The organism is Streptomyces spongiae (genome assembly GCF_009377185.1).
GTDB classification, from domain to species: domain Bacteria; phylum Actinomycetota; class Actinomycetes; order Streptomycetales; family Streptomycetaceae; genus Streptomyces; species Streptomyces spongiae.
In genome coordinates, this window is the sequence record NZ_VJZC01000041.1 from 15722 (window position 1) to 36447 (window position 20726).

The following is a 20726-nucleotide window of genomic DNA, read 5'->3' on the forward strand; positions in this document are numbered from 1 at the left end:
ACGGGGTGGTCAGGCGGTTGTGGGTGGGAGCCATGGGGTGCCGGCGAGTGCGTCGTGGATGGCGCGCATGGCGGTGAGCCCGTGGGTGCGGGCGGTGGTCAGGTAGGAGCGGATGCGTAGGTAGCGGTGCGCGCCGGTCAGTCCGCGCCAGCAGCCACTGACTTTCATCTTGACCTTGATGTCCCGCAGGGCCTGTTCGGATGCGTTGTTGGTCCAGGTGAGTCCGGGTGTGAAGTCCTGGGTGAAGCGTAGGACCTGAGGGGCCTTGTCAAGGAGGCGCTCGGCGAGTTGGCGGGCCTTGGGCTTCTTCCCGCCGCTGTGCGGGTTGACGCTGATCCCGCACCGGGCGGCGTTCAGGAACTCCTTCTCGATCCGGGCGTGTTCGTCCTTCGGCAGCGTGGCGTGTCCGGCGGCGTGGGCCTGCCCGGCTTCGCGCAGGATCCGCTGGGCGGCCCTCGCCCAGGCAGCACGCTCCGGGTCGGGTGCGTTGTCGATGACGCCTTGCAGGTCGCGCAGCAGGTGCGCGCAGCACAGCTGCACTCCGGCCAGGTGGGTGTCGTACTTGTGGTGGCCGACGTAGTCCCGGATGAGCACGCCACCGTAGCCAGGCAGGATGCCGAAGCCGTCCAGCGCGGCGTGGCCGCGGTTGTCCGCGGCTCCGTACCAGGTCAGGCCGGTGGCCCGGACGGTGTAGGCGTAGCCGCGCTCACCTGCCAGGCTGATCGGGGACTCGGCCGTGCCCAGCACGTCCGAGGCGCGCAGGGCCTGCTTCAGCTCCGCCTCGAACCGGTCCTGCGGCGCGTCCAGCCGCGCCAGGCAGCGGTCGACGAACCCGGTGGAGACCTCCACATCCAGCAGTCCGGCAATGAGCCTGGCGGTGCGCTCGGTGCTGATCTGCCCCTCCGCGGCCTGAGCGTCGCGAAGGCTCGGAGGCTCGGCCCGTAGCAGGTCGGACCACTGATCCCTGGTGGCGCGTCCGCGCAGGTAACCGCCCCGCACCGGCAGCGGCGCCGGACCAGGCGCACCTCGACCACTTCCCGCTCGATCAGCGGGATGTCAAAGACCTGGACCGCGCGGAAGCCCTCCTCCACCGCACCGGACAACGGACAGTTGCAGCCGGAGCACTCGGCCGGCTCGACCCGCTCCACACGGTCTCCCGTGAATGGACACGATTCACACTCACAGGAATCACTCAGGAATTACTCACTCCACCTCGAATCTTGCGGCTGCGCAGGGATTGACCCTTTCGAACTACCGGCTATACGGTCACTACCAGTCCCAAATATAGGGATGGTGTTCTGATATTCAGGATCATATCGTTCATGACGAGGAGGGTGTCCATGTGGGACCCCAGCAACATGTTTCTCAACGGGCCTTACGCACCCTGGCGAGAAGAGGGTGAGGCATTCGATCTGGAGATCGATGGCCGGCTCCCGGACGAGCTGAACGGTGCGCTGTTCCGGGTGGGCGCGAACCCTATGTACCGGCCTAAGGATCCGAGCCGCTACCACTGGTTCGAGGGTGACGGCATGGTCCACGCCCTCTTCCTGCGCGACGGCAGGGCGAGCTACCGCAACCGCTACGTGGAGACCGTCGGCCTGCAGCGGGAGAGGCAGGAGGGCCGGTCCCTCTACGGCGGTTTCATGAACCCCAGTGAGTTCCCCCTGCCGCCTGGTACCTTTCCGAAAAACCTCGCCAACACGCACGTGACCCTCTTCGACAACCGCCTGCTGGTCTTCTGCGAGGCTGACGTTCCGCACGAGCTTCGGCCGGACACGTTGGAGACGGTCAGTCAGCGCTACGACTTCCACGGTGGATTCAGCGGACCCCCCCTGACGGCCCACCACAAGATCGATCCGGCCAACGGCGACATCCTCACCTTCGGCAACAGGGGGGGCACGGTCACCTGGTTCCGGGCCGACCGCCACGGGCAGGTCCTCGACCTTCACACGGTCGACCTGGGCGTCCCCACCTTCACCCATGACTACGCCGTCACCACCGACTACGCGATCTTCCTGGTGAATCCGGCGATGGTCCGCTTCGAGCACTATCTCAAGGGTGTCCCGTCCACGGTTTGGGAGCCGGAAACACTGGACACGTGCCGCTGGGCTGTCCTGCATCGCAGGACAGGTGAGGTAACGTGGGTCGAGGCGCCCGACTCCTTCACGGAGACCCACTTCCTCAACGCTTACCAGGACGGCTCCAAGATCATCGTCGACGGGCACCGCACCCCCCGTTTCGGCCCCACCTGGAAGGAGCTCGAGTCACCGCCGCCGGGCGGCGACTGGAACTGGTGGTTCAAGAACATTGTCGCCACCCCCTGGCGCTGGGAACTCGACCTCGCCACCGGGAAGACGACGGACAGCCAGGTCAACGACATCCTCGGTGAGTTCCCCCGGATCAACGATCAGCGGACCGGCCAGCGCCACCGATACGGCTACTACGCGACGACACGGGGAACCGGCGACTGGTTCATCGACGGCCTGGCCAAGCACGACTACCTCACGGGCGAGACGTCGATGCAGACAGCCGACGGTGTGCTGACCTCCCCCAGCGAACCTGAGTTCGTGCCCCGCCCCGGAGCCACGGCCGAGGACGACGGCTGGCTGCTGTCGACTTGGTGGGACCCCACCACTGACCGCAGCGAGGTCATCGTTCAGGAGGCCCAGGACTTCACAGCCGCGCCCATCGCCCGGATCAAGCTCAACCACCGAGTTCCCCTGACAACCCACGGCAGTTGGTCGGACGCCGCTGATCTCGACGCCGCCATACGCGGCTCCTGAGTCCCCGGCATCCACTGGCCCGCGGGGCGACGAAGCTTCCCGTCGGCCAGTGGATGCCCCACCCACGGCCGCCCCGGTCGCCTGGCATCTACGACCCCACAGGGCCGCTGCTGTTCGCGTTCTTCGCGGCGATGGCGGAGACCGAGCGAGAACATCCGGGAGGCGACGCTGGAGGGGCTCGACACCGCGGCCTGCAAGGGCAAGCACGGCGGCCGGCCGCCGGTCATCACCGACGACGTGCTGCACACCGTGCTGCGCCGCCGTGCGAACGGCGAGTCCGTCGAGCAGATCCAGCCCGACCTGATCATCCCCACCGGCAGGCGCAAGGGCCAGAACCCCTCGGTCGCCAGCGTCTACCGGGCGCTCGCCGAGCACGCCAAGCGCGAGACGTACCCCGAGGCCATCAAGGCAGCGCACGCCGACTTCGCCGCCCTCCAGGCCGGTGAAGTCCCCGGCGTACGAAGACCGCCCCGCTCGGTGACATCGAACCATGTCAGTGGCTACCGCTGTTTTCCGTTCGGATACTCCCCGAGGGCCGAGAGGCCGCGCCCGTCCTCGAGTGCGGCGTTGAGATCTGCGACAGTGTCGATGGTGGCGCGGGCCGTCTCGACGTCGAGAAGGTCGTGGATGCCGTCTCGGCTGCGTGCGGCATAGCCGGCCGCAACGGAAGTCCGCGGATGGCCGTACTGAATCGCGAGCGAGACCAGGCCCCCCGGACGGCGGGCGATGTGCCACGCGAGGCTTCTGCGGAATCGCTCGGTGCCGAGTCTCCCGTGCGGATCCGGCGGGATGACCTCATCAGCGAGGCCGCGGGAGGCTCCCTGCCCAGGCGATGAAGCCCTCCACCCGGGGTGCCCAGCGTGTGCACCGTGAGGGAACCGCTGGCGGCCCGGGTTCCGCGCAGGTCATGAGCATGACGGTCGAACCACAGCTGCCTTGGGGGAACCATGCGTTCCAGGACGCGGATGGCGTTGACCACGGGGGCGATGGCCACCCAGGGAGCCTCTCGGACTTCGCCCTTGGAGCGGTGGTTGCCGTCTTCGTCGCGGGCAGTCTTGAACACCGTGCTGGTGAGTCGGGGCGCCCGGCAGCGTGGCGGGGTGGCTGATCTGCTGTGGGATGACGTGAAGTGCGTCTTCGATCGGGACCTGGTGGGGCCGCTGCCGGACGTGCGTGTCCCAGATGCCTCGGTGGAGGACTGGCAGGCTGTCCTCGATCTTGTCGCGAAAAGGGGCTGGCAGTGCGAGTACTCCGAAGGCGAGACGGTGCTTTCGGCGTCTCGGGCGGAGGTCGTGCTGTCGCGTCCGGCTGACGCTGAGTGCCCGAATCTGCGGGTGGGGCCGGCTGCCGATATCCTGGCGATCTTCCGTATCCATGCCGACGATGAAGTCGATTTCGATGTCGACGTGCGGGAGTTGCAGGGTCGAGCAACTTGCTGTGTTCTGCGGCTTCCTTCGGGAGATCGGACGGCGGTTGGGTAAGCCGGTGCTGATGGATCCGGAGGGCGGCTATGGCCATCCGGTACTGGGCTTCGATGTCGACGCGGATCGAGTCGTGCTCCTCGCAGAGCCGCTGGTCCTGCTGTTGGTGGAGTCCATCCGCAACCGACGCTTCAACTCGGCGTTCCCGGCCCGCAGCTCAGCAACCTCGGCCCTCAGCTCATCGATCACACGGGCCTGCACGGCGACCAGCGCGGCCAGCTCCTCGTACGACGGCCCCTGCGACACGACCAGGAACCTACAAGATTGTCAGATCGCCGAGATCACCGGCCCCCGCCGCAGGTCAGCACCACCCGTGAATGGACACGTACCCGACCGTCTCCAAGAGCTGGGTCGACACCGGCTTCAAGAACGCCGTCGTCGAGCACGGTGCCCGCCTCGGAATCGATGTCGAAGTCCTCAACAGAAAGACGGATACCCGTGGGTTCGAGGTCGTGAAAATGCCTGGGTGGTCGAGCGGAGCATTGGTTGGATCGTGATGCACCGCCGTCTCGCCGGCGACCACGAGACCCTCACCGCCAGCTCCGAAGCCATGATCCACATCGCCTCGATTGACAACCCTGCCAGGCGCACAACGGACGAGACCCCCCACCTGGCGAAGAACTTACTAGGGCATCAAGGGCAATCTACCCACTTCAAACGCCCTCTCAGGGAGCCTGGACGAGGTGCTCGGGCACCCATGAGCCATGGGGGCCGCCGCGCAGGCGCAGCGGGAGATGCAGGGTGGCGACCGGGCCTGCGGCCAGGTTGGCGGTGTCGAGGACCAGCCCCACACCCCTCTCAGCGGGGAGGGGCCGCATACCCATGCCCCTTGACAAGAACCTGCTACATATCAGGAATTGCGATCCGATCGCTGAGTAGGGACTCGCCAGCGAGGTCGTCTGTGATGCAGGTAAGCAAGCGACCCGTGGAGAGCGCGTGACAGCGATCTGGGCCGGCATCGATGCCGGCAGGACCCATCACCACTGCGTGGTGATCGACGACACCGGCAAGCGGCTGCTGTCGCGGCGAGTGGCCAACGACGAGACGGAGTTGCTGAAGCTCCTGGCCGACGCGCTCGCCCTGGGCGATGAGGTCACCTGGGGCATCGACCTGGCCGACGGCGGCGCCGCCCTGCTGATCGATCTGCTGCTCAACCACGGACAGCACACGCTCTACATCCCCGGCCGAGCCGTCAGCCGCGCCTCCGAGGGCTACAGGGGCGAAGGCAAGACCGACGCCAAGGATGCCGCGATCATCGCCGACCAGGCCCGGATCCGCCGGGATCTGCAGCCCTTGCGGCCCGGTGACGAACTGGTCGCCGAGATCAAGGTCCACACCGGTCATCGCCGCAACCTCGCCGACGACCGCACCCGCGTGATCAACCGGCTCCACAATCACCTCACCAGCATCTTTCCCGCTCTGGACCGGGCTCTGGACCTCACGAATACCGGTCCGCTGATCCTGCTGACCGGCTACCAGACCCCAGCCGTCATCCGCAGGACCGGGGCTCGGAGGCTGGAGACCTGGCTGCGCAACCGCAAGGTCCGCGGTGCTGCCCAACTCGCCGAGAAGGCCCTGGCGGCCGCCGAGAGCCAGCACACCAGCGTGACCGGGGAGAAGCCGACGGCCCAGCTCGTGCACACGCTCGCCAAGGAGGTGATGCGCCTCAACGAGCAGATCGCCGAGACCGACAAGCTCATCGAGGCGCGGTTTCGCGAGCACAAACACGCCGAGGTGATCGCGAGCATGCCCGGCATCAGGTCCCTGCTCGGCGCCGAGTTCCTCGCCACCACCGGCGGCGACATGACGGCCTTCGACAGCCCGGAACCGCCTCGCCGGCTTCGCCGGTGTTGCCCCGGCTCCGCGCGACTCGGGCAAGATCAGCGGCAATCTGCACCGGCCCAGACGTTACAGTCGGCGACTCCAGCGCGTCTTCTATACCTCCGCGCTGATCAGCATCCGCTGCTGCGACGAATCTCGCCGCTTCTACGACCGTAAACGCGCCGAAGACAAGCGGCACACCCAGGCCGTCCTCGCCCTCGCCCGACGCCGGGTCAACGTCCTGTGGGCCCTATTGCGCGACGGACGGTGCTACGAACCCATACCCCCCGTCACGAACGCCGCTTGACAAAGAGATGAGGAATCGTAGGCGATCAAAGAGCTGGTTATCTGTGCGCCGATGGTGCGCCTGTGCCGGATCGCGCAGGTCATTGCCGGGATCCGCGGGCCACCCGGAGTGATCCGGCGTCCGCTCGGCCGGACCGGACTCGGCGAAGGCCCGCAGCTCGCCGACCGGTCTTCACCTCGGATGTCCCGGCGGCACGGCCTCGACGAAGGGGCACTCGTGCCTGGGGATCGAGGCTCGGGGAGAGAGGTGATCGTCCGCAGCACGGTGTGGATCACGGCACGCCGCGGGCGGCCCGATCTCACGTGATGTTGGGCGTGCAACTCTCCTTCACACCGATTGTCCAGTGCGTCACCGTGGCCGGGACGTGCCGTTCCCCGGAAGCCGAGCGCCCGGCGACGGATCTGCCCGGCCGCTTTCGAGAGTCTCAGCCAGTGCCGCCGCGCGAGGCCGAGACGGCACGGTCCAGGGTTGCGTGATCGGCCCAGTTGCCATGGAAGCCGAAGGGAACGCGGCTCGGGAGCTTGACCCTTGCCAGAGGACTACGGCGCAGGTCGGCGGCGTCATGGACGAGCAACTCGGACAACCCGGTGAGGCGGTTCCACCACAGGGTCAGCAGATAACCATCGTCCTCCGAGGTGGCGTTCTGGCGGGCCACAAAGACGGGTTCACCAGGGCTGGTCAGCGCCTCGGGACCCTCGATCACGGTCGTGGCGTCGCTCAGGAAGTCGTGCTTGGCCAGGCCGTCGCTCATGGTGTCCTCGGCCAACGCGCGCGTGGTGACGAAGTAGCCGTAGCGGTGCTCCCGGCCGGCGTACGCGTCGTTGATCCGCGGGAACTCACCGGCGACACCGCTGGTCATCTCCTCCGTTGCCGAGCCGGTGGCCAGGTCGACGCGCCAGCGGTGGGGCAGGGACGGCGGGAACCAGGAGTGGGAGGTGACGGGGGTGTCGAGCCGGTCGGCAGGAGTGCCCAGGCGGGTGATGCGGTGCCCGTCGACGATGACCTGCCCATTGCACTCGTAGGCGTTGTAGAAGTGGGTGTTGGCCCAGTGGCCGCCCACCTCGTGCCAGGTGACGACGTGGGTGCGGCGGTCCATGAGCACGATCTGTACCCCGTGCGGGAGCGACGCCTCGTCCCAGACGACTCCCGGCTTTCCCTGCATGATGTGGTCCAGCCGGAACTGGGCCGGGGTGACGAAGAAGATCGCGTAATGGTTGCTGACGGCGAAGTCGTGCGTCAGCACGGGCACTTTGATGTCGAGGCTGTGGCTTTCCACGACGTGCCCGGTCTTCACGTCTGCTCGGTACCAGGTGATGACCGGCCCGGTCGCGGCGAAGAAGAGCATGTCGCCGCTGTCGGGGTCGATCTTGTAGTGGGCGGTGCACAGCACGTCGATGCCGCCGTGGAAATCGTGGCTGCCGTACGTCTCCAGGGTCTCGGGGTGCATCGCGTACGGCAGACCGCCCTCGTAATAGACGAGCAGGTGGTCACCGAAGACACCGACGTTGGTGTTCGCCACGTTCTTCGCGGGTGGAGCGTCCTGGGGGAGCGGACCGGGGGTGCCGCCGTTGGCGAATCCGCTGTAGACGGCCTTGCCCTGCTCGACCTCGAACTTCATGGAATCGGTCATCACCCAGCGGGTGCGGAACGCCGCCCGGCCCTCACGCAGATAGATTCCGCACACCATGCCGTCGCCCTCCCACCAGTGATAGTGGCCGGGATCGCGAGGCTGGAAACGGGGGTTGGACGAGACCCGGAACAGAGCCCCTGCGAGGTCGGCCGGGATCTCCCCGTCCACCTCCAAGTCGTAGGCCTCGGTCTCCTCCGTCCAGGGGGTGAAGGGGCCGTCGAGGAACTTGTTGTGGTGCGCCCAGCCGGCGGCGTCCTGTGCGAGCCGCGGGGCCTGCGGCCGGAGCACGGCACGCGGCGCGATCGTCATCGGGTCGGGTGGGACCAGGCCCGGGCCGGAGGTGACTGAGGTCATCGGAGTGCTCCAGGTGCGGGTGGGAGAGTTGATCTGCGGGAGCGGCCCTTGCCGGGCCGCCTTGTCCGGGAGGCCATGGTCAGAACGGGTAGAAGGGGATCTCCTGGCGGACGGTGACCCACTGCTGCTCGGTGAAGGCCTCGAGGTTGGCGGCGGCGCCTCCGTGGCGGGAGCCGTTGCCGGAGTCGCCGACGCCGCCGAACGGGATGGTCGATTCGTCGTTCACGGTCTGGTCGTTGATGTGTACAAGGCCGGTTGGGATGTGGTCGGCCAGCGCCAAGCCCTTGGCCACATCGCGGGTCAGGATGCCGAGCGAGAGCCCGTACTCGCTGTCGGAGGCCAGCCGGGCGGCCTCGTCGAGATCCTGGAAGGTCACCACGGGCGCGACAGGGCCGAAGATCTCCTCCGCGTAGGCGCGGGCGGTGAGCGGGACGTCAGCCAGGACGGTGGGCCGGTAGAACAGGCCTTCATGGGTACCACCGGCAGCGAGCCGTGCTCCCGCGGTGACACTGTCGGAGACCACGGCATGGACGGCCCGCAGCTGACCCTCGTCGATCATGGGGCCCATGAGGACCGTGCCGGTCATCGGATCACCCACGGGTGTGGCGTCGGCGTGCTCGGCGAGACGGGCTGTGTACTCCTCGGCGATCGACGAGTGCACGAGATGACGGCCGGCGGCCATGCAGACCTGCCCGGCGTTGAAGAAGGAGCCGAAAGCGCCCGCGGACACGGCCTTGTCGAGGTCGGCGTCGTCCAGGACGACCAGCGCCGAGTTGCCGCCCAGCTCCAGGTGGACCCGCTTGAGCCGCTGCGCGGCTGCCGCCGCGATGGCCTTCCCCGCCCGGGTGGACCCGGTGAAGGCGATGACGGGCACGCGCGGGTGCTCCACCAGCGCCGCGCCGACTGCGGCGCCACCGGGCAGGACATGCAGGACGCCCTCGGGAAGCCCTGCCTCCTCGAAGACCCGCGCGATGGTGACACCGCCGCAGATCGCGGTGCGCGGGTCGGGCTTGAGGACGACCGCGTTGCCCAGGGCCAGCGCCGGGGCCACCGCACGCATGGCCAGCAACATCGGCGCGTTGAAGGGGGAGATGACACCGACCACGCCCACCGGGCGCCGCCGCGAGAACGACAGACGGTCCTGGGCTGACCGGAGCACTTCACCATAGGGAGCAGCAGCGAGTGCGGCGGCCTCGTAGCACTCCTCGGCCGCACCATCAGTCGCCTGGGTGTCCGCGAACAGCCGAGGGGCGCCCGACTCGCGCACGATCCACTCCGCTATCTCCGCTTGGTGCTTCTCGAACAGGGCCGCGGCGCGCCGCAGCACCTGCGCACGCTCCAGGTACGGGACCGCCGCCCATGCGCGTTGGGCCTGCTGCGCGTGCGCCACGGCCCGGTCCAGATCGGCGGGAGACGCTGCGCCGACGCGGCCCAGCGTCTTTCCGGTCGCCGGCTCGGTGGAGTCGTACGGCTCACCCGAGCCCTTGACCCATCCGCGCGAGAAGATCCGCTCCTGCCAGTCGGCCGCATCGAGAAGGGTCATGGTGTTCCGTTCTGCGTAGGTTACGTACGGAGGCGCGCTGTCTGCTGCGCCCCTCGGTCCCGGAGGTAGCGCGCCAGGAGGCGCTGGTCACTCGGTCGGAACCCGGCCGCGGCCCGCTCGGGAATACTGGGATGTCCCGTTAGGTAGGACTCACATCTTGATTAACAGGACATTGCTGTTGAATGTCAAGCGGTATGCCGAAAGCTGCGGCGACGGGTCGTCGTGTCGGCATGCCCAGGGTGCTGCGGTGTCGGTTCTGGAGGAGCGCCGGGACGCGGCAAGTTTGCAGCAAGCACAGCATTTGCATGAACTGCCACACCGGCTTGGTCCAGAGGATCGAGGCGTCCGACGGCTTCGCACCGACGCACTTCTTCAACGCCTGCAAGGGGTGACAGGTGCCCGGCGCCATGAGATGGCGGCCTGCGACTGCGGCCTGGACGGGGACTCTCCGACGGCGTGGGGTCCCGCACATGGCGGATACCGGGGCCGCCAGCAGCGGTCCCGGTATCCGGCGGTCGTCTCCGGGCCGAGGTGTCGACCGTGGCCGACCCCCGTCGGTTTCTTCGCTCGAGCCCGGACCGCCACAGCGTCCGTACGCCCCGCTCGGCACCGCCCGGGTGTCAGCCCCCGACGGCTGTCAGTCGCTGGCTGATCTCCCGTGCCGTCTCCTGAACCTTCCCGGCCAGCTCCGCCTCCGCCTCGGGGAACACACGAGAGGCCAAGGCCGCGATGCTCACCGCTGCCACCACCTGCTGCTGCTCGTCGCGGACGGGAGCGGCGACACCCATCACGTCGGCGTCGAGTTCGCCACGAGTGACCGAGTAGCCGGCGCGCCGGATGTGGGCCAGTCGCTGCATGAGCGTGTCGACGTCCGTGAGGGTAGCGGGAGTGAAACGGCGCAGGTCTGCTGATTCAAGAAGCCGTCGGGCTTCCTCGTCGGGAATCCAGGCCAGCAGGACGAGTGCCGCAGCACCCGCGTTGAGGGGGAGAGTGCTGCCCCTCTCGTAGGAGATGCGCACGGCGCCCGTCCCCGCTTCGGCCCGATCGACGCACACGACCAGCTCTCCGGTCCGCCTGGTGAGCAGGACCGTCTCGCGCACGTCCTCGGCGAGCGTCGTCATCGCCGGGAGGGCGACTTCGGACAGGCCGTAGCTGCGGCGTGCCAGCCGTGCGATCTCCATGACGCGCAGCCCCAGCCGGAAGCCCCCACCCGGCGCCTCTTCGAGGAAGCGGCTGCTCACGAGGCTCTGGAGGTACCGGTACGCGGTCGAGCGAGCCACGCCGAGTCGCTCGGCCACAGCGGTGCCGGAGACGACGAGGTGGGTGTCGGTGAACATGAGCAGGATGTCCAGGGCCCGGTCGGCCGTGGAGTTACGCTCGCGATAGCTGGTGGACGCCGTTCCTGACATGCGAGACATCGTAACGGGTGTCGGGGCGTCCTGGGCACCAGGCGTCACCATCGGTCCTTGACCACTGTATTGCGCAGTTCGCCGATCCCCTCGACGACCGTGACGAGTTCCTGCCCCGGCCGGAGAAAGACCTTGGGATCGCGGCCGGCACCCACGCCTCCCGGCGTACCCGTGGCGATCAGGTCGCCTGGCAGCAGCGTGATGATGGTGCTGACGTACGCGATGATCGCGGCGACGTCGAAGAGCAGGTCCGCGGTGTTGGACTTCTGCATCGTGGTGCCGTCCACAAGGCAGCTGATCGTCAGCCCGGACGCACCGCGCGGCAGTTCGTCCGGTGTGACGAGCGAGGGTCCCACAGGGGTGGTGGCCTCGAAGGTCTTGCCGGACAGGAACTCACGGGTGCGATGCTGCCAGTCCCGGACGGTGACGTCGTTGAGGACGGTGTAGCCCGCGACATGCGACAGCGCCTGGTCCGGTGACACGTGACGTGCGCGGTGTCCGATCACCACGCCGAGCTCGGCCTCCCAGTCCAGGTCGTCGCTGACCGGCGGAATGTGCACGTCGTCGTAGGGTCCGACGAGAGAGCCGTCGTACTTGGCGAACAGTGTCGGATGGGCTGGGGTCGCGCGGTCCATCTCCTTGATGTGCGTGGCGTAGTTGAGGCCCAGACACACGATCTTGTTCGGGTGAGGGACGACGGGAGCGAGGGACGCGGTCGACAGGGAGATGCGGTCGCCGTCTTCGGCGGCCGCGCGTTCAGGCCAGTCGTCGCCGCTCGACAGCAGTTCGCCGACGTCGGAATAGGGCAACAGAACGAGCTCGTCCCTTTCCTGGCGGGCAGCGGCTGTGCCGCGCTCGTCGTACAGCCGGACGGTGCTGAGCCTCATCGGGGCCCTCCTTGGGTCTTGGAAGCGCTCTTGGTGACGGGGTGCGCGGTCGGTGCGGGCCGCGGTAGGACGGCCTCGTGATCGATCTGCGCCGGGCCGTCCGACACGGGAACGGGGACATCGCGCCCTGGACCGGGCGCGAAGCGACGCAGGCTGTGCGAGACACGCTCTGCTTGGTCGGGTCGGAACACGGCCGCGATCAGCCGGTCAGGGCGCACCAGCACGAAGTATCCCTTGAGCCCGCCGAACAGGGCCTGGAGCCGGCCGTCGGCGTCGGCTACGGCGGTGCGCCCCGGGCGGTCGCGCGGGTAGCGGTCGCCGAGGACGACGGATACCCGCTTGCCTGCGGGCAGACCGGCGTGTATGGCGGTGTTCCAGTCGGCGTCGGTGACGCCCACGCCCAGCAGGCTCCAGCCACGGCCGAGCACATTGTCGAGCCGGGTGACCTGAAGGCGCGGACCGTGCAGGACGCGTGGCTGCGGAAGAGCTGTGCCCACCGGTGACCTGTTTTTGCCGTCGAAGGGGACGACGGCGCCCGAACGAACCCGGGTGTTCGGCCGGTAGCGCATCTCGGTGAGGTACCGGCGCCCCTGCGGGGTGTGCATGGCGCTACGCACCAGCAGATCCCGCAGCCGCGCCCGGCTGCGGCTGGTCGTCATGACGATGCGGCCGAGCCGGACCGAGAGGTCGATGACGGCCTGGGCATGTGGGCGGCGTTCGGTGTCGTAGGTGTCGAGCAGGGTGTCTCCCGCCCGTCCGGCCAGGACGTCGGCGAGCTTCCAGCAGAGGTTGGCCGCGTCTCGCACGCCGGAGTTGAGTCCCTGGCCCGCGAAAGGCGGCATCATGTGGGCGGCGTCGCCCAGAAGAAAGCAGCGTCCGTCGCGCAGGCGGTCGGCCAGCAGGGCGTGGAACGTGTACGACACGGCGCGCTCGACCTGGTCCGGGGTGATCTCGCGGTACGGCCGCAACAGATCGCGGACCAGTTCGAACGGTGGGGGATCGCCGGGCAGGCCCTCCCCGGGGTGCAGCAGGAACTCGTAGCGGCACCGACCGTCGCGGCCCGGCACGACGACCGTGGGGCGGCTGGGGTCGCCCAGGTGCATGCCGTAGCGCTGGTCGTGGGGATCTCCCACGGTGTCGGCGACCAGCCACACGTCGGGAAAGCTGCGCCCCCGCATGGGGATGGACAGCAGTTCACGGACGGTGCTGCGTCCGCCGTCGCATCCGAGGACGTACGAGACGTCGAAGTGCTCGACCGGTCCCGTGCCATCGCTCGGTCCGATTCCGACCCGTACGCGGTCGGAGTGCTGTTCCAGCGAGAACAGCCGTGTGCGGAAACGGGTTTCGACGTCGGGGCGGCCGCGTAGTTCCTCGACCAACACCCGCTCCAGGTCGGGTTGGGCGAAGGGGTTCTTGAACGGGTGCCCGAACCGCTGGTCGCCGAGGCCGCGGGCGTGCACGAGGGGTCGGTTACCGACGCCGAAGTACTTCGTTCCCGTGCCGGGCACGATGATCGGGTAGACCGCTTCGTCGATGCCGGCCGCTTGCAGCGTGCGCAGCGACTCGTCGTCCAGACTGATCGCCTTGGCGTCGTTGCTCGTTGTCGGATTGCGCTCGACGAGCAGGACGCGTATGCCGAACGAGCCGAGCAGATGGGCGGCCGTGAGCCCCGTCGGACCTGCGCCGACCACGAGTACGTCGGCTTGCATCAAGGTGGCCGGAGCGAGTCTTCGTTCCGGTTCCGGATGCGGTGTCTGGGGATTGCTCATGGGCGGGACTCCATCGATCGGCTGCGTGTGAGGGTGCGGTGGGCTACTGGACCGGCTGGTACGCCGGGCCGCCCTCGGTCAGCAGCCGCTCCACGTCGGCCATCACGTCGGCGGGCTCCTGGTCGAGGTTGAGGGTCTTACGGAACGGCTGCCGCACGTCGCGCTCCACCCGCAGATACACCTCGTTGCGGTTGCCCTCGGGGTCGAAGAAGTAGATACCGATCGCGTTGCCGTGTGTGACTTCCTGCTGCACCTCGATGCCCTCGGCGCGGAACCGGTGGTGGAACTCGATGACCGACTCCAGGGAGTCCACCCGCCACGACACCTGATGCGTGAGTTTGGCGCCGTCGTGGGCGGTCCGCCCGCGCTGCAGGACGAACTCGTGGTGCTCCTGCTCAGGGCAGGAGGAGAGGAAGACGATGCCCAACTCCTCGTCCTCGTCGGTCACGGTCAGGCCAAGGACCCGCGTGTAGAAGTCGCGCATCGCGTCGAGGTCGTGAACCCAGAAACCGGTGTGGCCGAGACCAGTGATCGTCATGGCGTGTCTCCTTTTTCAGGATCAGAGTTTTGTTTTATAGGACAATAGGCGGATGCTGAGCTGGACGTCAACTGTTGGCTGTGGGACGTGCTCGGCGTGTGGCGCTGATGCCGTGGAGAGGTGCGGACCAGGAGAGCGCGTGTCCCGGACCTCGCATCTCTCGCGATCGAGATGCCGGAAAATGTCATGTCTAGGACATGAGTGGCTGCCATGCCGGCTCCCCTCGCCCTACGTGGGTGGGGCGATCGTCGAGTCCGGGCGCCGAGTTCGCCCTAGGGGGTGTTTTGAAAGTCCCGCACAGCACCCACGGCGCCCGGCACGCACCCTCGCCGCACCGGCCAAAGACCCAAGTAGCTCCGCTACGAGGGCCTTCGTCCGGCACGCCGAGGGCACGCACCGAACACCGCGGGCACCGCACTGGACTTTCAAAACACCCCCTAGTACTGCCGCCCAGGTGGCGCGGGCCGATGATGGCAGCCGCCATCCTGGCGACGCTGAATCTCGTCCGACAGGCGTTCGGGCGGTGCTGGGTTCTTCGTCACCCAACGGAGGCGGGGGGACTCGCTACTCGGGCGCCGCTTTCGGATCGGGCTCAGGTGCCGAAGGCACACGTCCATCGCAGCTGATCGGACACTTCACGGCCGTGTCCAGGTTGTGCCAGTGGGCGGGCGGGAATTCGACGTCGTTCGGGGCTCCGATGCGGGCTACGTCGGCGTAACAGTCACGGCGACCCCTGCCGGCAAGCGATCGTGACCCACCGGCGCGGACGCCTGGTCGGCGAACATGAGGATCTCGATGAGGCCGAGCAACAGGTGGTCCGCCAGGCCGTGCTGGATCACCGGCCCTGTGGGTCGGGGCCGGCCGGGCAGCTATGGACGCGTAGCGGCGGGGGGCGCGAACACGTCCAGGCTGCCTCGATCGTTTGCAACGAGTCTTCTCATTGTCGTCACAGGTCGAGCAGCAGCCTTGGACAGGCCGCCCGGGACACGCAGATGAACATGGCGTCGTTGGTCGCCTGCTCGGACGGATTCATCAATGAGTCACGATGGTCGACCTCGCCCGCGAGAACACGTGTCTCGCAGGTGCCGCATATCCCTTCCCGGCACGAGGCGAGGACAGGAATCCCCGCCTCTTCGACAACTTCCAGGATGGACTTCTCCGGAGGCACGGTGAGTGTTACGCCGGTTGTGGCCAGCTCCACTTCGAATGTTTCGGTGAGCACGGGCTCGCTGACATCCCTCGGGTTGAACCGCTCCAGGTGCAGTGTCCCCTCGGGCCAGTCCGCACAGTGCTGTTCGACCGCCCTGAGCAGAGGCTCGGGGCCACAGCTGTACACGAGCGTGTCCGGTTGAGGGGTCCCGAGGATCCGATGCAGGTCGATGAGACCGACTTCGTCCTGCGGATACGGTGTCACCCTGTGCCCGCTCGTGTCCTCGAGCGCTTGAAGGAATGCCATGGACCGCCGGCTACGTCCGCCGTAGTGCAGCTCCCAGCCGGCGTCGGCTGCGTCAGCGGCGCGGAGCATCGGCACGATCGGAGTTATCCCGATTCCTCCGGCGATGAACACGTATCGCGGTGACGACACGAGTGGGAAGTGATTGCGCGGCCCGCGGAGGCGAACCTCGACGCCCTCGGTGAGCGCCTCGTGCACATGCCGAGATCCGCCGCGGCCCGTCGGCTCCCGGAGCACGGCGATCCGCCAGGACGACCGGTCTGAGGGGGCACCGCACAGGGAGTACTGACGCGTCATGCCATCGGCCAGTTCAACGTCCACATGTGCACCGGGTGCCCACTCCGGCAGGTCGACGCCGGACGGATCGGCCAATTCGAGGACGATCACGCCCTCTGCGCCGTCCCGGCGGGCGGTCACCCGCAGGTCGAGTTTCACTTCGTCATGAGCACTGGACATATGTTGACTTTCATGAGGCGGGCACTCCGCAGAGGTCTGAGCGTCGGCGAGGGGTGTCGCGGCGCCAGGGTCGCCGCGGTACTTCCGGAAGTACGGCCGGTGGTCGACGTGGCCGTACTGAAGGGCTGTCCCCAGGGGGCACGGTGGGTACTGGTTCTCTGGCCCGCACCGGTAGAGCGTGCCGTTGAGCGACTCGGGCGCGGCGCCTTGGACGGGCTGCAGGTCCTGGACGTCGACCTCAGCAGGTACGGATTCGTTCAGGCCCTGGGGAGGGTGGGATCGCGCGGAAACGTGTCAGTTACGACATGGCTGCCTCCCGCGACGGCAAGTACAACATAGTTCGATGTCGCATCCTTCTGGCCTTCGGTGAGTCCGTGGTCAAATGTGCGCCACGCCACGGAATCGGCGGCGTCGTCCGGGCTCGGCGCCCGGGCGCTGCCTCCCTACTGCAGGTCACCGGGGCAGTCCATGGATGGAACCAGTTACGCGGCCGGCCGCCTTGGCCCCGGAGCTGTCCCTTTGGCATCAGGCGCGGGGGCATAGGTGGGAGCGTCCGTGATCCGATTCGGCACTGCGTGGACACCGGTTGTGGCTTCGCTGGAGCGGCGCACATCCAGGTGTGAGGGCCTTGTGCAAGTCCGCGGCATCGTCCCGCTGGCGGCATGCTGCGACCCACGTCAGACCCGATGCGGCAAGGCGCTGAGGTTCGAGTCCGCTCCGGAGCAGCGACGCCTTGGCCCCGCGGTCGATGGTGAGGGGCGCCATGGCTCGCGTAAGCCCGGACGCGCGATGTAACGTACGAAACGGTTTCGTTTTCATGCTGATTGGCGTATGGTCATGTCCGTGCGGTGATCCGTACGAAACGGTTTCGTTCATAGCGTGTGTGATGGTCGAGGTTGCAACGTCGCGTCGCGGCCGGATCACACCCGAGCGCGAGGCCAAGGCCGAGCTGATCGTCAAGGCGATGCGTCACAACAGGCCGCCAGCGCCAGGGGCGTCGACACCCGATCGCTGCGGGGAGACTTCCTGGCTGCGCTGTCCATCGAGGACGACTCCGCCATGGAACGGAACTCTGTCTGATGCGCGGCCTGATCATGGAGGTACACCACAACTCTGACCTCGAGCGGGGCGTTCCGGGAACTGCTCATCGAACCGGAACGCGCCGCATTCAACCGGGTGTTGCAGCGTGCCGTCGACGAGGCGAGATCCGTGCGGACAACCCTGCGTTGGATTATGTGCCGCACGTAGTCATCGGCGGCTACTTCGCCCGCACTCTGATCGACGATCGCCAGCCGACGCGGGCGTTCTTGGCTGAGTATGCCGACGTCGTGTTCTTCCCCGCCCTCGGCGTCCGGCTCTCCCCTTCTTCCAGTCCCCAGCAGTAAGCCGCTCTCCAGCCGTACAGCCGTACTTGGCGCAATCTCCCCCTGCCTCCAGGGCATGTGAGGGCCCCCATCGTCGTCGGGCCTGCCCGTTGCCCTGAACCATCCACGACTGACCCGGAGCACGTCCCGTGGCTACCTTCTTGTACAAACTCGGCCGATTCGCCTTCCGGCGACGGCACTACATCGCCCTGTTCTGGGCCGCCCTGCTGGCCGCCGCCTGCGTCGCGGCCTTCAAGGCGCCCGCCGCAGGCTCATCGTCCTTCTCGATCCCCGGCATCGAGTCCCAGAAGGCCTACGACCTGCTGGCGCAGCGTTCGCCTGGCTCGAGCGCCGACGGAGGGGACGCCAACGTCGTCTTCAAGGCTCCCGCGGGCGAGAAGATGACAGACGCCGGCAACAAGGCCCTCGTCGAGCAGTCCGTCAAGGACCTCGGCAAGGGGCCCGAGGTCGATTCCGTCACCGACCCGTTCACGCAGCGCAACGCGGTGAGCAAGGACGGGACGATCGCCTACGCGCAGGTGAAGTACACCGCCCCGGCCAAGGAACTGAAGGACTCCACCAAGGACTTCCTGGAGAAGACGGTGGAGGAGTCCCGGCGCTCCGGGGTGACCGTCGAGATCGGCGGTGACGTGCTCGACGAGACGGCCGAGACCGGTATCGGAGAGGTCATCGGTGTCGCCGTCGCCGCGGTCGTCCTCGTCGTCACACTGGGCTCGCTCGTCGCGGCCGGACTGCCGCTGCTGACCGCCCTCATCGGGGTGGGTATCGGAGTCGCGGGCATCACGGCCCTCGCCAACGCGCTCGACCTCGGCGACACCACCTCCATCCTGGCCATGATGATCGGCCTCGCCGTCGGTATCGACTACGCCCTGTTCATCCTCTCCCGCTACCGGGGTGAACTGGCCGAGGGCCGCGAACGCGAGGACGCGGTCGGACGGGCCACGGGTACGGCGGGTTCGGCAGTGGTCTTCGCCGGGCTGACGGTCGTGATCGCACTCGTCGGCCTCTCGGTCGTCGACGTCCCGGTGCTGACCAAAATGGGTATCGCTGCGGCGTGCACGGTCGTGCTTGCGGTGCTGATCGCCCTCACGATGATCCCCGCGATGATCGGCTACGTGGGCCGGAAGATCCAGCCGACAGGCAAGAAGAGCAAGCGGTCCGTTGGTAGGAAGGCGCAGCAGAACACCGAGGGCAAGCCCAACATGGGCACCCGCTGGGGAAGCTTTGTCGTCCGCCGTCCCGCCGCCGTCCTGGTGCTGGGCGTGGTCGCCCTGGGGGTCATGGCCATCCCGGTGACCCAGCTGCAACTCGGGCTGGGCGACGACAGTACGAAGCCGGAGTCCACGACGCAGCGAAAGGCCTACGACCTCCTCTCGGAAGGCTTCGGTCCCGGCTTCAACGGCCCGCTGATGATCGTCGTCGACACGAAGGAAAGCAGTGACCCGAAGGCGGCCGCCAGCACGGTGACCGACGAAATCAAGGGCCTGAAGGACGTCGCGACGGTCACCCCCGCGCTGTTCAACAAGGCCGGCGACACGGCGACGATCACCGTCGTCCCAAACTCCAAGCCATCCTCGACGCAGACCGAGGACCTGGTGCACGCCATCCGTGACAAGGCCGACGGCATCAAGGCCGACACAGACGCCCGGGTGCTGGTCACCGGCACGACCGCGATGAACATCGACTTCTCGCAGAAACTGACCAACGCGCTGATCCCCTACCTGGCGCTGGTGGTCGGCCTCGCCTTCCTGCTCCTGATGGTCGTCTTCCGCTCGATCCTCGTCCCGCTGAAGGCGGCGCTCGGTTTCCTGCTGTCAGTGCTGGCGGCGCTGGGCGCCGTGGTCGCGGTCTTCCAGTGGGGCTGGCTGGCCGGTCTGCTCGGTGTCGAGGAATCCGGCCCGATCATGTCATTGGTGCCGATCTTCATGATCGGCGTGATCTTCGGCCTGGCGATGGACTACGAGGTGTTCCTCGTGACCCGGATGCGTGAGGCCTACGTCCACGGTGAGGAGCCCAAGCAGGCGGTGGTGACCGGTTTCAAACACAGCGCACGCGTGGTCACGGCCGCCGCGATCATCATGATGGCCGTCTTCGCCGGCTTCATCAGCTCCAGCGAGTCCATGATCAAAATGATGGGCCTCGGGCTGGCGTCCGCGGTCTTCTTCGACGCGTTCATCGTCCGCATGGCCATCGTCCCCGCCGTCCTCGCGCTGCTCGGGAGGAGCGCCTGGTGGCTCCCCAAGTGGCTGGACCGCGCCCTGCCCAATGTGGACGTCGAGGGCGAGCGTCTCCGCGCACAGGACCAGCACCAGAGCGGGAACACGCAGGATCCGTCCACCGAGCCGCCCTCGGAGCGGCGGCCGGTGCTGGTGGGCGCCGGTGCCCTGCGGAAGTCGGCGGAGGCCGAGCCACAGGCGGCGTACGCCTCCACCGAGAGCGCGCCTGCCCCGGTTCCCGCGACGAGCGGGCCGTCCATCGAGGGTCAGGTGCGCGACGCGGAGGGCACGGGCGTCGACGGTGCCACGCTAACACTGATCTCCCTGACCGGGCGTCAGCTCGGCCGGACCGTGGCCGGGTCCGACGGCCGGTACTCGATGCCGACGCCGGGCTCCGGCTCGTACGTACTGACCGCGGCGGCCGACGGCCATCAACCGCGGGCCGCCACCTTGGAGGTGGGCGAGGAGCCGCTGGCGTACGACGTGCTGCTTGCCGGGACCAGCGGGCCGGACGACGCGGGCCTGCCGAGGGCGCGTTGATTGTTGTCACCGATGTGCGCGGAGAGGTGCTGGCGACGGTCAGGTCCGTTCCCCAGGTTGTCTGCTCCGTCGGCGAACCGCCGGCAGTGACCCCACCGCACGCCACTTGCTGATCGTCAAAAAGCCATTTCACCCCTGTCTCTTATACACAGCT

At 67.7% G+C, this 20726-nt stretch carries 14 protein-coding genes and 3 pseudogenes; 7 read left to right on the forward strand and 10 right to left on the reverse strand.

The window, feature by feature from the left end; translation table 11 throughout:
• Positions 1–9 precede the first annotated feature (9 nt).
• Positions 10–999 carry an IS66 family transposase gene (locus FNH08_RS09225; RefSeq protein WP_194238430.1) on the reverse strand — a complete coding sequence of 330 codons (990 nt, stop codon included), beginning with the start codon at positions 997–999 and terminating at the stop codon, positions 10–12.
• 341 nt (positions 1000–1340) lie between these two features.
• Here FNH08_RS09225 and FNH08_RS09230 point away from each other — a divergent pair, with 341 nt between their 5' ends.
• The 3 genes and pseudogenes from FNH08_RS09230 to FNH08_RS09240 all read left to right on the forward strand — a co-directional run.
• Positions 1341–2783 (forward strand): carotenoid oxygenase family protein, encoded by a 1443-nt coding sequence (locus tag FNH08_RS09230; protein WP_152770905.1) that lies wholly within the window; start codon positions 1341–1343, stop codon positions 2781–2783.
• 237 nt (positions 2784–3020) lie between these two features.
• A complete protein-coding gene (locus FNH08_RS51750; protein ID WP_322724075.1) occupies positions 3021–3437 on the forward strand; it encodes a hypothetical protein in 417 nt (138 codons plus the stop codon).
• Positions 3438–3883: 446 nt separating this feature from the next.
• Positions 3884–4361 (forward strand): annotated as a pseudogene (locus FNH08_RS09240) (hypothetical protein); the annotation flags it as partial.
• Here the strand turns inward: FNH08_RS09240 and FNH08_RS50665 are convergent.
• Positions 4292–4510 (reverse strand): hypothetical protein, encoded by a 219-nt coding sequence (locus FNH08_RS50665; RefSeq protein WP_194238431.1) that lies wholly within the window; start codon positions 4508–4510, stop codon positions 4292–4294. The pseudogene FNH08_RS09240 and the gene FNH08_RS50665 sit on opposite strands and share 70 nt — an antisense overlap.
• A 77-nt stretch (positions 4511–4587) precedes the next feature.
• Between FNH08_RS50665 and FNH08_RS09250 the strand changes: the two are divergent.
• Positions 4588–4893: pseudogene (locus tag FNH08_RS09250) on the forward strand (transposase); the annotation flags it as partial.
• Between the two features lie 36 nt (positions 4894–4929).
• On the opposite strand, the gene FNH08_RS50670 reads toward FNH08_RS09250, so the two are convergent.
• A complete protein-coding gene (locus tag FNH08_RS50670) occupies positions 4930–5082 on the reverse strand; it encodes a carotenoid oxygenase family protein (RefSeq protein ID WP_194238433.1) in 153 nt (50 codons plus the stop codon).
• Positions 5083–5200: 118 nt separating this feature from the next.
• Here FNH08_RS50670 and FNH08_RS09255 point away from each other — a divergent pair.
• Positions 5201–6392 (forward strand): annotated as a pseudogene (locus FNH08_RS09255) (IS110 family RNA-guided transposase).
• Positions 6393–6816: 424 nt separating this feature from the next.
• On the opposite strand, the gene FNH08_RS09265 reads toward FNH08_RS09255, so the two are convergent.
• The 7 genes from FNH08_RS09265 to FNH08_RS09305 form a co-directional block, all read right to left on the reverse strand.
• Positions 6817–8376 (reverse strand): carotenoid oxygenase family protein, encoded by a 1560-nt coding sequence (locus FNH08_RS09265; RefSeq protein WP_228033998.1) that lies wholly within the window; start codon positions 8374–8376, stop codon positions 6817–6819.
• 79 nt (positions 8377–8455) lie between these two features.
• Positions 8456–9919 carry an aldehyde dehydrogenase family protein gene (locus FNH08_RS09270; RefSeq protein WP_152770908.1) on the reverse strand — a complete coding sequence of 488 codons (1464 nt, stop codon included), beginning with the start codon at positions 9917–9919 and terminating at the stop codon, positions 8456–8458.
• 620 nt (positions 9920–10539) lie between these two features.
• Positions 10540–11328 carry an IclR family transcriptional regulator gene (locus tag FNH08_RS09275; RefSeq protein WP_152770909.1) on the reverse strand — a complete coding sequence of 263 codons (789 nt, stop codon included), beginning with the start codon at positions 11326–11328 and terminating at the stop codon, positions 10540–10542.
• A 44-nt stretch (positions 11329–11372) separates the two neighbouring features.
• Complete coding sequence (locus FNH08_RS09280) at positions 11373–12215, reverse strand: fumarylacetoacetate hydrolase family protein (protein WP_152770910.1); 843 nt, start codon at positions 12213–12215, stop codon at positions 11373–11375.
• Positions 12212–13984: a bifunctional 3-(3-hydroxy-phenyl)propionate/3-hydroxycinnamic acid hydroxylase gene (locus FNH08_RS09285; RefSeq protein WP_228033999.1), complete on the reverse strand. Its 1773-nt coding sequence runs from the start codon at positions 13982–13984 to the stop codon at positions 12212–12214. Before FNH08_RS09285 ends, FNH08_RS09280 begins: the two co-directional genes overlap by 4 nt.
• 43 nt (positions 13985–14027) lie before the next feature.
• The gene (locus tag FNH08_RS09290; protein WP_152770911.1) at positions 14028–14522 is read right to left on the reverse strand and encodes a VOC family protein; all 495 of its coding nucleotides are present in this window, start codon (positions 14520–14522) and stop codon (positions 14028–14030) included.
• A 946-nt stretch (positions 14523–15468) separates the two neighbouring features.
• Complete coding sequence (locus tag FNH08_RS09305; RefSeq protein WP_322724078.1) at positions 15469–16173, reverse strand: PDR/VanB family oxidoreductase; 705 nt, start codon at positions 16171–16173, stop codon at positions 15469–15471.
• 1337 nt (positions 16174–17510) lie between these two features.
• On the opposite strand from FNH08_RS09305, the gene FNH08_RS09310 reads away from it, so the two are divergent.
• Positions 17511–17816 (forward strand): TetR-like C-terminal domain-containing protein, encoded by a 306-nt coding sequence (locus tag FNH08_RS09310; protein ID WP_152770913.1) that lies wholly within the window; start codon positions 17511–17513, stop codon positions 17814–17816.
• Between the two features lie 128 nt (positions 17817–17944).
• Positions 17945–20572, forward strand: coding sequence for an MMPL family transporter (locus FNH08_RS09315; RefSeq protein ID WP_194238432.1), 2628 nt, complete (start codon positions 17945–17947; stop codon positions 20570–20572).
• The last annotated feature ends 154 nt before the right edge of the window (positions 20573–20726 follow it).